Here is a 13,528-nt window from a genome sequence, read left to right as displayed (position 1 = left end):
CTAGTCTTTGGTTGGGTATTAAACTCGGAACTGGCCGGCAACGCTCTGCAATCCATTACTGACGTCCTGGATCTTGCGGCTGACGTTGTCCAGCTCATCGGTGCTTTCCATCACCGCCTCGGCATTGCGATGCATATCGCCCATGTGGCCGGTGACTTCGCTGAAGGTGGTGCTCTGCTCATAGGTGGCAGCAGCGATTTGTTCGTTCAGCTCGCTGATCTGCTGAACGTTTTCAAGGATCTTGCTCAGGACCTCGCCGGACTCAGTGGTGGCATCGACGCCCTCCCGGGCCATTTCCACGCTGCCTTTCATGGAGGTAACGGCATTGCCTGACAATTTGGACAGCTCGGAAATCACCTGCTGGATTTCTTCGGTTGCTTTGTGGGTACGCACGGCCAGCCCCCGAACTTCATCGGCTACCACGGCAAAACCGCGGCCGTGCTCACCGGCACGGGCAGCTTCGATGGCGGCATTCAGTGCCAGCAGGTTGGTCTGCTCAGCCACGGTTTGAATCGTTTCCAGCAGCCCCCCTACCTTCACGGAGAATTCGTCAAACTGGTTTACCAGGCCTGCAGTCTTTTCGATCTCTGCCATCAACTCCCGGATGGTGCTGATGTTGCTGTTGACCTTCTGCTGACCGGCAGTGGCAAATTTTGCAGCGTCTTGAGTCTGGTCAGACGCGGACGAGGCAAAGCCCGCCACTTCTTCAACGCTCTTGACCAGTTCTTCAACGGAGTTTCGGGTTGAGGAGATGGCCTGGGCCTGCTGGCTGATGCGCCCCAGGTTGGTCCGGCTGGTGCCGGCGAGGTGGGATGCAACATTGTTCAAGTCGCCAATATCGTTCTGGATGGTGGCAAACGAGTTGTGCAGCTTTTCAACAAACTTATTGAACTGGTTCACCAATGCGCGCAGTTCATCTTTGCCTTCATACTGAATTCGGGAAGTAAGGTCGCCCTCGCCAGACGCCATGTTGCGAAGCGAGTTGATAATTTGGTCCAGACTGCTTGAAATGGACCTGCCGATCACGAGGCTAAGCGCAACCAGCGCAATCAGAGCAACCACAAGAATTAACAGCGAAACCGTGCTGGCCTCAGTGGATGCCGCTGTGGTGTTGTCTATCGCATCCACCAGTCTGGTTTCCATGGCGTTGCGCATAGCATCCAGATCACTGCGCAGCTTTTCCAGACGGTTGGCGTTGGCAGAGGCTTCCTGGCCAATGCGGCCGAAATCCGCAGTACCGTCGATAATGGCCATAGCGATGCGGTTGGCGTTGGAGTAGTAAGTGTCCAGGTCTCTACCGAGCTGGTTCGCTTGCTGGCTCAAGCCGGGATTCAGGTCCGCAATCTTTTGCAGGTTGGAGGTAATGTCATTTTTCTGCGCTGCTGTGGCTTCCAGTTGCTGGTCATCGCCAGTGGTTACGGCGCTGTTGATCTGGTTCTCAATAAGCTGCAGCAGACCCCGATTAATGGTAGACAGTTCAAGGGACGGATAGAGCTGGTCACGAACCTCCGCTAGCCGTTGGGAATTGCTCCGCTCGGTAAGGATAGAAAACGCTTGGCTGACGACAAACGCGGTAATCGCAACCACAACCAGCAGTGCCAGTTTGTGAGATATTTTGAGTGATGAGAGCATGTTGTCGGTCCCTGTGCGTCAGCCATACGACTTTAGTCGGGCGGCATTCTAGGTCGTTTTTTGAACGTCTGACACAGAATTACTGTGTCAGTGTGTTAAGGCGTGTATCGGCGGCAGGTCCGCTGTCTTAATCCCTAGTCATTGAATTATTTGGTGATATACCTATTTGTAGGTAGCCGGCAGGACAAAGGACGAATACGTTCAGGCCTGATACAATGCCTGTAAATTTAACCAGTGATGAAGCCGATCTCCATGGATGTCTCCCACATTATCGACCCTCTGAACGACGCCCAGCGCGAGGCCGTTACCGCCCAGAACGATCACCTGCTGGTACTGGCCGGCGCGGGCAGTGGCAAGACGCGGGTGCTGGTACACCGGATTGCCTGGCTGATGACGGTAGACCGGGTGCCGCCCACCGGCATTCTGGCGGTGACTTTTACCAACAAGGCCGCCAAAGAGATGCGCTACCGCATCGAAGAGATGATGAATATTCCGTCTCGGGGATTGTGGTTCGGTACCTTTCACGGCATTGCTCACCGTTTGCTGCGTTCCCACTGGAAAGACGCCGGCCTGCCGGAGAATTTTCAGGTGCTGGACAGCGACGACCAGCTGCGCATGATCAAGCGAGTGATGCGGGAGTTCCAGATTGATGAAAGCCAGTGGCCGCCCAAGCAGGCCCAGTGGTTCATCAACAGCCAGAAAGACGAAGGCCTGCGCGCGGATCACATCCAGGAAAACCCGGGCGATCATTTCACCAGCACCATGCTCAAGATCTACCGCCAGTATGAAAAGCTCTGCCAGCAGGGCGGCCTGGTGGATTTTGGCGAGCTGCTGCTGCGCTCCCACGAACTCTGGTTGCACCGGCCGGAATTGCTGAAGCATTACCAGCAGCGTTTCCAGCACATTCTGGTGGACGAGTTCCAGGACACCAACACCATTCAATATGCCTGGTTGCAGGTGTTGGCCAGCAATCGCGTTCCGCTGACCGTGGTGGGTGATGATGACCAGTCCATCTACGGCTGGCGTGGCGCCAAGATCGAGAACATCCAGCAGTACCAGCGGGACTTCCCCAACGCCCGCCTGGTGCGGCTGGAGCAAAACTACCGCTCCACCCAGATGATCCTGAAGGCCGCCAACTCGGTGATCGCCAACAACCAGGGCCGTTTGGGCAAGGAATTGTGGACCGACGGCCCGGATGGCGAGCCGATCAGCCTGTACGCGGCGTTCAACGAGCAGGATGAAGCCAACTACATTGCCGATTCCATCAATGCCTGGGTTAACGACGGCAATCTGCGTAGCGAATCCGCGATCCTGTATCGCTCCAACGCCCAATCCCGTGTGCTGGAAGAGGCGCTGATGCGACAGGGCATTCCCTACCGGGTCTATGGCGGCCTGCGCTTCTACGACCGCCAGGAAATCCGCAACGCCCTGGCGTACTTGCGTCTGGTGCAGTACCACCGGGACGACGCCGCCTTTGAGCGGGTGGTGAACATTCCCACCCGGGGCATCGGTGCCAAGAGCCTGGCGGAATTGCGGGAGTACGCCACCGAGCAAGGCATTTCACTGTGGGAATCGGCCGAGCGACTGTTGGCGGCGGGCCAGGTCAAAGGCCGGGCGAAAACCGGGTTGCAGTCGTTTATGGACATCATCAACGGCTTGTCTGAAATGGTCGGTGAGGCGTCATTGCAGGGCCTGATGAAACAGGCCATCGAAGCCAGTGGCCTGAAGGACTACCACGCCAGCGAAAAAGGTGAGAAGGGCCAGGCGAGGGTAGAGAACCTGGAAGAACTGGTGAACGCGCTGTCGGATTTTGAAGTGGAAGACGGTGTCGACCCGCTGGCGGAGTTCATCGCCCAGGCAGCACTGGATGCCGGTGAAGCCCAGGCCGATGCCCATGAAGACAGCGTGCAGTTGATGACTCTGCACTCGGCCAAGGGCCTGGAATTCCCGCTGGTGTTCCTGGCGGGTGTGGAGGAAGGTTTGTTCCCTCACAGCATGTCGCTGGAAGAGCCGGGGCGCATGGAAGAGGAGCGTCGGCTGGCCTATGTGGGCATTACCCGGGCGATGAAAAAGCTGGTGCTTACTTACGCGGAATCCCGCCGTTTGTACGGGCAGGAGAAGTTCCATGCGTTGTCGCGGTTTGTGCGGGAGATTCCGGCGGATTGCCTGCAGGAAGTGCGGTTGCGCAATACGGTGACGCGCCCGGCGATGGTCGGTCGTCCGAATGAGAGCATGTTCAGCCAGGATTCGGCCCAGCAGTCCGGTTTCAGCCTCGGCCAGCGCGTTCGTCATCCGAAGTTTGGTGAGGGCATCGTGATGAACTCCGAGGGGACCGGGCACCATACTCGCGTGCAGGTGAACTTTGATGAGGGGGCCAAGTGGCTGGTGTTGGCTTATGCTCCGTTGGAAGCCTGCTAGTTCAGGAGTGTCGCACAGGGTTGGGTAGGCCTTTCCAAAACACGCTCCTTCGGCACATCCATGTGACGCTTGGGCTCCGCCATCCATGGCTCCGCACAGTTTTGGAAAGGCCTACCCAACCCTGCGCCCCAGCAATGTGTTGGCCGCCATTACATCAGAACCGCGTAAATCACACCCGCCAATGCGATGCGGTAGAGAACATAGGGCCACATGCCTACCTTGTTCAACCACTTCAGGAAGAAGTGGATGGCGGTAATGGCGGTGATGAACGACGTAACACCACCCACCAGAAAACCGCTCCAGTCGACAATCACATCCGATGAAGCCACATCCAGCAATTTAACCGCAGATGCCAGCGTGATAATTGGAATCGCGAGCAAAAACGAGAACCGGGACGCCGTCTCCCGGGACAGGCCCAGGAACAGGCCAGCAGTGATGGTGGCGCCGGAACGGGAAGTGCCGGGAATCAGGGCCAGGGCCTGGGCACAGCCGACCAGAACGGCGTCTTTCCAGGTCAGGGAGTCCATCGTGCGCCCCTTGTTGGGACGCCAGTCAGCCCAGCCCAACAGCAAGCCGAAAATCAGCGTGGTGAAGAACATCACCTCCACCGCCCGCAATTCGTTGTCGATCATGTCCAGCAGGGCCAGGCCAGCCAGGCCTGCGGGGATGGTGCCGATTACCAGAAACCACGCCAGGTTGCCCTGGCCAATCATCCGGCGCTGGCTCAGGGAAAGCAGGCCGTCCCGGGTGATGCTGAACACGTCCCGGCGAAAGTAGATAACCACGGCCAGAAGCGTGCCCACGTGGACGGACAAGTCGAAGCCAACGCCCTGGTCGGCCCAGTCAAAAAAGGCGGGTACAAGGATCAGGTGGCCGGAGCTGGAGATGGGAAGAAACTCGGTCAAGCCCTGGAGAAGGCCGAGGAATAGTGCTTGAAAGAAATCCATGATGTCCTGTCCGTCTGCTGGGAGAGGCCCCTCCCGGTTTGCCAGCGGGCGATAGTATCAGGCGCGGGCGGGGCTGAACAGGCAGTTGGGATTACCCGCAGGACAGGCGTCCTCGCGGGTAAGTTTCCGTTTTCTCAGGCAGGGAAGTGGCTACGGGTCTTATTGGCAATGCGTACCAGCATCAGCATCAAGGGCACTTCCACCAGCACGCCCACCACGGTCGCCAGCGCGGCACCGGACTGCAAGCCGAACAGCGCTATGGCGGCGGCCACCGCCAGTTCAAAGAAGTTGCTGGCACCGATCATGGCGCCGGGAGCAGCAATACAGTGGCGCACCTTCCAGAATTTTGCCCAGCCGTAGGCGATAAAGAAGATCAGCACGGTCTGGATGATCAGCGGCACGGCAATCAGGGCAATGTGCAGCGGGTTTTCCAGGATGACTTCGCCCTGGAACGCGAACAGTAATACCAGCGTGACGATCAGCGCTGCCGGTGTCACCGGGCCAAGGCGTTTCATGAACACCTCGTCGTACCAGCGCTGGCCGTGGCGTGCGATCAGGGTTCGGCGGGTCAGGTAACCGGCGGTGAGCGGAATCACGATGTACAACACGACTGAGAGAATGACCGTATCCCAGGGCACCTGGATGTCAGAAATACCCAGCAGGAACACCACAATCGGCGCAAAGGCAAACAGCATGATGATGTCGTTCAGGGACACTTGCACCAGGGTGTAGGCGGCATCACCTTTGGTCAGATAACTCCAGACAAACACCATGGCAGTGCAGGGTGCGGCGCCCAGCAGGATGGCGCCGGCCAGGTATTCACTGGCCAGTTCCGGGGCAATGAACGGCTCGAACACCACCATCAGGAAGAACCAGGCGATGGCAAACATGGTGAACGGCTTGATCAGCCAGTTTACCGTAGTGGTGATGGCCAGCCCCTTGGGCTCTTTGCGCACCCCGACAATGGCGCTGAAATCAATCTGGGCCATCATTGGGAAGATCATTGCCCAGATCAGGATAGCGATGGGGATGGATACCTGTGCGTATTCAAACCGGGACAGGGTTTCCGGCACGGAGGGCGCCAGTTGGCCTAGGGCTACGCCGACAACAATCGCCAGGGCTACCCAGACAGACAGGTAGCGCTCGAAAACACCCATGTCGCTGGATGAGGCTTCCGCGGCCAGTTCGTTACTGCTCATTGCACTTCCTTAAATGGAACGTTGGTTCACGCGCTTGGACAATTGTTCTGCACTTTCCCTGCGCTCGGAATAACGATCGGTCAGATAGTCGCTGCGGTCCTGCCGTACTGGGCTGACTGGGGTTTCATGATTCCGGTTTCGTCCTTTACGACATCATCTTGTCACACTATTATGCATAAAATTAGATATTCGTAAAAACGTATATTTGGGGATGTGGATATGAAGCGCCGAGTTCTGTTTATCTGTACCGCAAACAGTGCCCGTTCCATCATGGCAGAGGCCTTGCTGCGGCACATGGCCGGAGACCAGTTTGAAGTGGCCAGCGCCGGCACCCAGCCCACAGAGCCGCATCCGCTGGCGCTGCAGGTATTGTCCGAGGCCGGTATTGCCACCGAAGGGCTGTTTAGCAAACAGCTGGCTGAGCTGAAGGGCCAGTACTGGGACTACGTGATCACCCTGTGTGAAAAAGCCGCCCGGGAATGCACCGCCGCCTGCCAGGGTGCCCAGCAGATTGCCTGGGACTTTGCGGACCCGGCAGAGACCAATCGCCACGCCACCTTTGCCCTGACGTTGAAAGAACTGAAGGAGCGCCTTGGCCTTTTTACCCTGGTGCACCAGAAAGAAACCGGCCTGAAACCCGCTGACTACAGCCCGGTTGCGATCTTCAAGGCCATGGCCGACGACCTGCGCCTGGCCGCGCTGTTACTGATCAAGGATCAGGAAAAACTGTGCGTATGTGAGCTGACCGAAGCCTTCGAGGTGTCGCAACCAAAAGTCAGCCGCCACCTGGCGAGCCTGCGGGATGCCGGGCTTCTGGAAACCGAGCGGCGTGGCCAATGGGTCTATTATTACCTTAACCCCCGGCTACCGGCCTGGGTGGCGCGGGTTCTGGATGAGACCGCTCTGAGTAACGGGGCGTTGATCGAACGCCCCCTGGCGCAATTGCAGGCCATGGCGGATCGCCCGGTTGTGCAGTGCCCCTGATCACTTAACGAGTATACGGATTGCGAAGGTCGCAAGGAGATCACCATGAGCAAGATCAAAGTAGGTATTAACGGATTTGGACGCATTGGCCGGCTGGCGCTGCGGGCTGCCTGGGGCTGGCCGGAACTGGAGTTCGTTGCCATCAATGACCCGGGAGCAGACGCGGCAAGCCTCGCGCACCTGCTGAATTTCGACAGTGTCCACGGCCGCTGGAGCCATGAAGCCAGTGCCGATGGCGACGACATGGTGATTGAAGGACAGCGCCTGCGCGTTACCCGAAACCGAGCCATTTCGGACACCGACTGGTCTGGATGTGATCTGGTGATTGAAGCCAGCGGCGTGAACAAGAAAGTCGAGGTTTTGCAGGCTTACCTGGACCAGGGGGTGAAGCGGGTGGTGGTCACCGCACCAGTAAAGGAAGCAGGCGCCAAGAACATTGTGATGGGGGTGAACGAACACATCTTCGACCCGGCCACCGATCGGATTATCACCGCGGCCTCCTGCACCACCAACTGCCTGGCCCCGGTGGTCAAAGTGATCCATGAGAAACTGGGCATCAAGCACGGTTCCATCACCACCATTCACAGCCTGACCAACACCCAGACCATCATCGATGCGCCCCACAAGGATCTGCGCCGGGCCCGGGCCTGTGGCAGTTCACTGATTCCCACCAGTACCGGTTCCGCCACCGCGATTATCGAGATCTTTCCGGAGCTCAAGGGCCGGCTGGACGGCCACGCGGTGCGGATTCCGCTCACCAACGCATCACTGACCGACTGTGTTTTCGAAGTGGAAAAGCCCACAGACGTGGAGACGGTTAACAGGCTGCTGAAAGAAGCCGCCGAGGGCGAGCTGAAAGACATCCTGGGCTATGAAGAGCGTCCATTGGTGTCCATCGATTACAAAACCGATCCCCGTTCATCCATCGTTGATGCGCTGTCCACGTTGGTTATCAACGGCACCCAGGTAAAGATCTATGCCTGGTACGACAACGAGTGGGGTTATGCCAACCGTACCGCCGAGCTGGCGCGCAAGGTGGGCCTGGCTTGATATGAATGCCGCCATTCGCCAGTACCTGGTTATCACCGGCAACTACTGGGCCTTCACTCTCACGGATGGAGCCCTGCGGATGCTGGTGGTACTGCATTTCCACCAGCTGGGTTACTCACCCCTGGAAATTGCCCTGCTGTTCATCTTCTACGAGTTCTTCGGGGTGGTAACCAACCTGGTGGGCGGTTATCTGGGGGCCCGTATGGGCCTGAACCGCACCATGAACATCGGGCTGTTCCTGCAGATTGTGGCCCTGGCCATGCTGGCGGTGCCGGCGGCCATGCTGACCGTGCCCTGGGTGATGGCGGCACAGGCGTTGTCCGGCATTGCCAAAGACCTGAACAAAATGTCCGCCAAGAGTGGCATCAAGTTGCTGGTGCCGGATGAGCAACAGGGCACCCTGTACAAGTGGGTGGCCATTCTCACCGGCTCCAAGAACACCCTTAAAGGGGTAGGTTTCTTCCTGGGTGGCGTGCTGCTAATGGCGGCCGGCTTTACAGGTGCCGTGGTGATCATGGCGGTGGCTCTGGGGCTGGTATGGCTGGCCAGCCTGTTCCTGCTTAAACAGGAGCTGGGCAAGAGCAAGGCCAAGCCCAAGTTCACCGATATTCTGTCCAAGAGCCGGGCGATTAACGTGCTGTCTGCCGCACGAATGTTCCTGTTCGGCGCCCGGGATGTGTGGTTTGTGGTGGCGTTGCCGGTTTACCTGCACACGGTATTTGGCTGGGACCACTGGAAAGTGGGCGGCTTTATGGCCAGCTGGATCATCGGCTATGGCTTTATCCAGACCATAGCCCCCAGGATTACCGGCAACATGGAAGGCAAGAAACCGGCGGTACTCTGGGCGGCGTTCCTGGCGCTTATCCCGGCAGCCATTGCCGGTGGCCTGATGGCGGGCTGGTCGCCACAGGTGGTCATTGTCGGGGGGCTGTTGCTGTTCGGCGTGCTGTTTGCCATCAATTCCTCCCTGCACAGCTACCTGATTGTCAGCTATGCCCGGGGCGACGGCGTGTCGCTGGATGTGGGGTTCTATTACATGTCCAACGCTGCCGGCCGGTTGTTGGGTACTATCCTGTCCGGTTGGGTGTATCAGGTGTATGGGCTGGAGGCCTGTTTGTGGATTTCGGCGGGGCTGGTGGCCATGGCGGCTCTGTTGTCAATGCTGCTGCCTGAGCGGCGGCAGGTGATGGCCTGAGTGGGTATTAAAAACGCACCACCAGGCCAGCACTGGCTTCTACCTGCAGGTATCCGCTGCTGCGGAACTTGAGCTCACATCCCCCGGAGCAGAACACCGAGCCGCCCGAATCCAGGGCGGTGTAGACACCCCGCAGGTCCAGTCGCAGGCGCAATTGTTCACTCAGGAAAAACTGGTAGCCGCCGCCGAGCGACAGGGCGGCTCGGTGGTGGGTGTCGTAACTGGAATCGTCCGGTTCCAGCCGGGTAACGCCCAGCACGCCGGAGACAAACCCGCCATAGGTTTTACCGCCCGGAAAGTAGAGCCCGCCAAACTGCAACTGGTAGATGGTCAGGTCGATGGAGCGGGTGCCCGGTGCGAACAACCCGTTGTCCAGCCTGGCCGAGGTGCTTTGCCGGCCAAAATAGAGCTCCCCCTGTTTGCCGGCTTCCGGCAGGTCGAAGTTGACCACCAGCCCATGGCTCACGGAATCGCGAAAGCGGATCTGGTCATCGGTGCTGGCGCCGGCCGTCTCGATATCTACCGAGCCACCCATGCGGTAACCGGCAAAGGGTGACAAACCGATGTCTGCCGCCGCCGGTGATGAGGCCAGCGCCAGGGTGAGTGTGACAGCGGTGAGGGTTCGAATGTTCATGGGCGCCGATACTCTGCGGTGGGTTACTGGCAAGATGGTGTGCAATGGTGTAACCATTACAGATTCGGCAGACCCTGCCAATAGGGCTGAACAAACCGTGTAAAAGGGAGGTGTTATGTCTGAACCCCAAGTGGTTGTGATTACCGGTGCCAACCGTGGCATTGGCCTGGAACTGGCCCGGCATTACGCGCGGGAGGGCTGTGAGGTGATCGGCGTATGCCGGCAGTCCTCGGACGAGCTGGCCGCGGTTGCGAACCAGGTGATTGACGGGGTGGATGTCACCACCGATGCCGGTATTGACGCACTCAAAACCGGCCTTGCGGGCAAGTCCATCAGCCTGCTGATCAACAACGCCGGGCTGTTGCAGGATGAACAGCTGGGCAGTATCGATTTCGATTCCATCCGCACTCAGATGGAAATCAACGCCTACGCACCCCTGCGGGTCACCGAAGCCCTGGTGCCGCAAATCCGTGAAGGCGGCAAGATCGCCAACATCACCAGCCGCATGGGTTCCATTGCCGACAACGACTCCGGCGGCCGCTACGGCTATCGCGCCTCCAAGGCGGCCCTCAACGCTTTTGGCAAATCACTGGCAGTAGACCTGAAACCACGGGGCATTGCGGTGGCTCAGTTGCATCCCGGTTATGTGAAGACCCGAATGGTGAATTTTGGTGGTTTGATCACTCCGGAAGAGTCCGCCAAAGGGCTGGCCGAGCGCATTGCCAACCTGAACCTGGAGAACTCCGGTTCGTTCTGGCACAGCAACGGTGAGGAACTGCCCTGGTGAGCCGGTTTTGACGGGCCTGTTGCTGGATCAGGTCAGCGTTGGTGCCCTTACCGGGGTGTCACTGGCGGTACCCGCTGGCCGGGTAGTCTGTGTGTCCGGGCCATCCGGCAGTGGTAAAAGCCGGTTATTGCGGGCAGCGGCAGACCTGGAATCCCACGGTGGAGAGATTTCCCTGAATGGCACCAGCCAGGGCGCGGTGCCGGCCCATCAGTGGCGACGCCAGGTGGTGATGGTGCCGGCGGACAGTCAGTGGTGGTTTGACGAGGTGAGTGCCCACTTTCCCGAAGGGGCTGGCGAACGGCTGCCTGCCGCTTTGGGGTTCCCTGCGGACGTGATGGCCTGGTCGGTCAGCCGGCTGTCATCCGGTGAACGGCAGCGGCTGGCATTGTGGCGGGCATTGGCCCTTAAGCCACAGGCGCTGTTGCTGGATGAGCCGACGGCGAATCTTGATGGCGACAGCACCCTCAACATTGAAAACTGGCTGCTGGACGAGATTCAGCGCCAGCAGATTGCAACTTTATGGGTAGCCCACGACCCGGCCCAGATTCGCCGCGTGGCGGATGCCCACTATGGGATTCGCGGAACGGCACTGGAGCCCGAACATGGAAGTGATTGATCTGGCCTGGTGGAAGCTGGGGCTGGCGGCGCTGCTCATCCTGGCGTTGGCATTAACCAGTCATATGGCCCGGCTGGGTGTGTCCCGCAGTCTGTTGATTGCCACTGTCCGCACGGTTATCCAGCTGGCCCTGATTGGGCTGGTACTGGAAGCGCTCTTTGCCTCTTCGGCGTTCTACTGGATTGCCCTGCTGGCGCTGATCATGCTGTTGGTGGCTGGCCGGGAGGTGGTGGCGCGCCAGGGCCGGCGCCTGCGTGGCTGGTGGGCGTTTGGCATCGGTACCGGGGCCATGTTTGTGTCCTCTTTTACTGTGACGGTGCTTGCGCTGACGGTGGTGATAGGCCCCGACCCCTGGTATGCGCCCCAGTACGCCATTCCGTTGCTGGGAATGATGCTGGGCAACACCATGACCGGTGTCAGCCTGGCCCTGGATCGCCTGAATGACTCGGTGTGGCGCCAGCGGGCAGTGATCGAGAACCGGCTAATGTTGGGCCAGACCTGGCAGCAGGCGTTGGAGGATATCCGCCGGGACGCCATGCGCAGTGGCATGATGCCGTCCATCAACGCCATGGCTGCTGCCGGGATTGTCAGCCTGCCGGGCATGATGACCGGTCAGATTCTGGCGGGCAGCCCACCGGCGGTGGCGGTGAAATACCAGATTCTGGTGATGCTGATCATTACCGCCGGCACCGGTTTTGGAGCCGTCATGGCGGTGGGCTGGGGTGGTCGCCGGCTGTTCGATGAGCGGGAGCGGCTGCGGCTGGATCGTTTGATAGAACCCTGACCGGGCACCAAAGTAGCATGGGTACTCGAGCGGTTTTGGGGCTAGGCTTGGGCTTCACCCGCAATAAAGACAACAAGATGATCGGACTACTGCAACGTTATCCCCTGCCAGTGATTGTATTGGCACAACTGTTTGGCACGTCCCTCTGGTTCAGTATCAATGGGGTCTGGTTATCCCTGGCTGGTGAGCTGGGGCTGGCGGAATCGGATCTGGGGCGGCTTACCCTGTCGGTTCAGGCCGGATTTATTGTCGGTACGCTGACCCTGGCGGTTACCGGGCTGGCCGACCGTTTTGGCGCCAGTCGGATTTTTCTGGTCTCCAGCGTCCTGGGCGCCCTGGCCAATGCCGGTTTTGTCCTGGTTGCGGGGGTGTTTCCGGTGGATAGCCTGTTGCGGTTCGCCACTGGCCTGTGCCTGGCTGGTATCTACCCTCTGGGCATGAAGTTGGTCATTGCCTGGACGCCCAAGCACGCAGGCGCCGCTTTGGCGTGGTTGGTGGGCATGCTCACGCTGGGGACTGCGCTGCCTCATTTAATGCGGGGTGCAACCCTGGGCCTGCCGTGGGAGTGGCCGTTGCTGGCGGCGTCGGTTCTGGCGCTGGCGGGTGGATTGCTGGTGTTCCTGCTCGGTGATGGCCCGCACCTGCCCAAAGCCAATGGCGGGCTGCCCATCACTCAGGGCCTGGCAGCCCTGCGAATTCCCCGGTTCCGGGCGGTGGCCGGCGGTTACTTTGGCCACATGTGGGAGCTCTATGCGTTCTGGACCCTGGTGCCGTTACTGATTGCCCGGGAACTAAACCGACTGGGGCAGGGTGAGGCGCTGGTGCCCTGGCTATCGTTCGTGGTGATCGGTATCGGCGCGGCCGGTTGCATTGGCGGTGGCCGGCTTATTCGGACCCGGGGTAGTGAGTGGGTGGCGCGGCGGGCGCTGATGGTCTCCGGGGCGCTGTGCCTGCTGTACCCCTGGTTGCACGGCCTGTCGCCAATACTGCTGATCGCTTTACTGATGATCTGGGGCATTGCCGTGGTGGCGGATTCGCCCCAGTTCTCGGCTCTGGCGGCGGCTACCGCACCGAAAGAAACGGTCGGTTCCTCACTGGCGGTGATGAATGCCGTCGGGTTTGGTCTGACGCTGCCCGCTATCTGGATCACCAGCGGGCTCTGGAGCCCCTGGGGGGTGTGGGTGGCGCTGCTGTTGCTGCCGGGGCCGGTATTCGGATTGCTATCGCTGGGCCGAGGCAAGGCGCCAGCCTGATACAATAGCCCGATTCAGCCGCCCCATCT

General features: G+C 59.5%; 12 protein-coding genes and 1 pseudogene. 8 read left to right on the top strand and 5 right to left on the bottom strand.

Annotation, left to right across the window (positions count from 1 at the left end):
* Positions 1–18 precede the first annotated feature (18 nt).
* Positions 19–1,632, bottom strand: a complete 1,614-nt coding sequence (locus J122_RS01870; protein WP_061330885.1) for a methyl-accepting chemotaxis protein — start codon at positions 1,630–1,632, stop codon at positions 19–21.
* A 252-nt stretch (positions 1,633–1,884) separates the two neighbouring features.
* Between J122_RS01870 and uvrD the strand changes: the two genes are divergently transcribed.
* The gene (gene uvrD / locus J122_RS01865; protein ID WP_061330951.1) at positions 1,885–4,050 is read left to right on the top strand and encodes a DNA helicase II; all 2,166 of its coding nucleotides are present in this window, start codon (positions 1,885–1,887) and stop codon (positions 4,048–4,050) included.
* Between the two features lie 149 nt (positions 4,051–4,199).
* Here uvrD and J122_RS01860 read toward each other — a convergent pair whose 3' ends face one another.
* The 3 genes and pseudogenes from J122_RS01860 to J122_RS27030 form a co-directional block, all read right to left on the bottom strand.
* Positions 4,200–4,997 (bottom strand): undecaprenyl-diphosphate phosphatase, encoded by a 798-nt coding sequence (locus J122_RS01860; RefSeq protein WP_061330884.1) that lies wholly within the window; start codon positions 4,995–4,997, stop codon positions 4,200–4,202.
* A gap of 134 nt (positions 4,998–5,131) precedes the next feature.
* A complete protein-coding gene (gene arsB / locus J122_RS01855) occupies positions 5,132–6,196 on the bottom strand; it encodes an ACR3 family arsenite efflux transporter (protein ID WP_061330883.1) in 1,065 nt (354 codons plus the stop codon).
* 9 nt (positions 6,197–6,205) lie between these two features.
* A pseudogene (locus J122_RS27030) lies at positions 6,206–6,298 on the bottom strand (arsenical resistance protein ArsH); the annotation flags it as partial.
* Between the two features lie 117 nt (positions 6,299–6,415).
* Here J122_RS27030 and J122_RS01850 point away from each other — a divergent pair.
* From J122_RS01850 to arsJ, 3 genes are read left to right on the top strand one after another with little or no spacing between them, the layout of a single operon-like run.
* Positions 6,416–7,180 carry a metalloregulator ArsR/SmtB family transcription factor gene (locus J122_RS01850; RefSeq protein ID WP_061330882.1) on the top strand — a complete coding sequence of 255 codons (765 nt, stop codon included), beginning with the start codon at positions 6,416–6,418 and terminating at the stop codon, positions 7,178–7,180.
* A 45-nt stretch (positions 7,181–7,225) separates the two neighbouring features.
* Positions 7,226–8,230: an ArsJ-associated glyceraldehyde-3-phosphate dehydrogenase gene (locus tag J122_RS01845; RefSeq protein WP_061330881.1), complete on the top strand. Its 1,005-nt coding sequence runs from the start codon at positions 7,226–7,228 to the stop codon at positions 8,228–8,230.
* A 1-nt stretch (position 8,231) separates the two neighbouring features.
* Complete coding sequence (arsJ, locus tag J122_RS01840; protein ID WP_061330880.1) at positions 8,232–9,425, top strand: organoarsenical effux MFS transporter ArsJ; 1,194 nt, start codon at positions 8,232–8,234, stop codon at positions 9,423–9,425.
* Between the two features lie 7 nt (positions 9,426–9,432).
* Here arsJ and J122_RS01835 read toward each other — a convergent pair whose 3' ends face one another.
* On the bottom strand, positions 9,433–10,059 hold the full coding sequence (locus J122_RS01835) for an outer membrane beta-barrel protein (protein WP_058091567.1): 627 nt from the start codon (positions 10,057–10,059) through the stop codon (positions 9,433–9,435).
* A 115-nt stretch (positions 10,060–10,174) separates the two neighbouring features.
* On the opposite strand from J122_RS01835, the gene J122_RS01830 reads away from it, so the two are divergent.
* The 4 genes from J122_RS01830 (at position 10,175) to J122_RS01815 (ending at position 13,499) form a co-directional block, all read left to right on the top strand.
* Positions 10,175–10,846 (top strand): SDR family oxidoreductase, encoded by a 672-nt coding sequence (locus J122_RS01830; protein WP_061330879.1) that lies wholly within the window; start codon positions 10,175–10,177, stop codon positions 10,844–10,846.
* Positions 10,847–10,853: 7 nt separating this feature from the next.
* Positions 10,854–11,462, top strand: coding sequence for an ATP-binding cassette domain-containing protein (locus J122_RS01825; RefSeq protein WP_061330878.1), 609 nt, complete (start codon positions 10,854–10,856; stop codon positions 11,460–11,462).
* Complete coding sequence (locus tag J122_RS01820; protein ID WP_061330877.1) at positions 11,449–12,246, top strand: ABC transporter permease; 798 nt, start codon at positions 11,449–11,451, stop codon at positions 12,244–12,246. Before J122_RS01825 ends, J122_RS01820 begins: the two co-directional genes overlap by 14 nt.
* A gap of 77 nt (positions 12,247–12,323) precedes the next feature.
* Positions 12,324–13,499 carry an MFS transporter gene (locus tag J122_RS01815; RefSeq protein WP_061330950.1) on the top strand — a complete coding sequence of 392 codons (1,176 nt, stop codon included), beginning with the start codon at positions 12,324–12,326 and terminating at the stop codon, positions 13,497–13,499.
* The last annotated feature ends 29 nt before the right edge of the window (positions 13,500–13,528 follow it).

The organism is Marinobacter excellens LAMA 842 (assembly GCF_001574445.1).
In the GTDB taxonomy this organism is placed as follows: Bacteria; Pseudomonadota; Gammaproteobacteria; order Pseudomonadales; family Oleiphilaceae; genus Marinobacter; species Marinobacter shengliensis.
This window is presented reverse-complemented; position numbering and strand designations above follow the sequence as displayed.

What these genes read in the sequence shown, in the direction of transcription:
- J122_RS01870 (WP_061330885.1), bottom strand. Translation starts at nt 1,632, where the DNA reads ATGCTCTCATCACTCAAAATATCTCACAAACTGGCACTGCTGGTTGTG.
- uvrD (WP_061330951.1), top strand. Translation starts at nt 1,885, where the DNA reads ATGGATGTCTCCCACATTATCGACCCTCTGAACGACGCCCAGCGCGAG.
- J122_RS01860 (WP_061330884.1), bottom strand. Translation starts at nt 4,997, where the DNA reads ATGGATTTCTTTCAAGCACTATTCCTCGGCCTTCTCCAGGGCTTGACC.
- arsB (WP_061330883.1), bottom strand. Translation starts at nt 6,196, where the DNA reads ATGAGCAGTAACGAACTGGCCGCGGAAGCCTCATCCAGCGACATGGGT.
- J122_RS01850 (WP_061330882.1), top strand. Translation starts at nt 6,416, where the DNA reads ATGAAGCGCCGAGTTCTGTTTATCTGTACCGCAAACAGTGCCCGTTCC.
- J122_RS01845 (WP_061330881.1), top strand. Translation starts at nt 7,226, where the DNA reads ATGAGCAAGATCAAAGTAGGTATTAACGGATTTGGACGCATTGGCCGG.
- arsJ (WP_061330880.1), top strand. Translation starts at nt 8,232, where the DNA reads ATGAATGCCGCCATTCGCCAGTACCTGGTTATCACCGGCAACTACTGG.
- J122_RS01835 (WP_058091567.1), bottom strand. Translation starts at nt 10,059, where the DNA reads ATGAACATTCGAACCCTCACCGCTGTCACACTCACCCTGGCGCTGGCC.
- J122_RS01830 (WP_061330879.1), top strand. Translation starts at nt 10,175, where the DNA reads ATGTCTGAACCCCAAGTGGTTGTGATTACCGGTGCCAACCGTGGCATT.
- J122_RS01820 (WP_061330877.1), top strand. Translation starts at nt 11,449, where the DNA reads ATGGAAGTGATTGATCTGGCCTGGTGGAAGCTGGGGCTGGCGGCGCTG.
- J122_RS01815 (WP_061330950.1), top strand. Translation starts at nt 12,324, where the DNA reads ATGATCGGACTACTGCAACGTTATCCCCTGCCAGTGATTGTATTGGCA.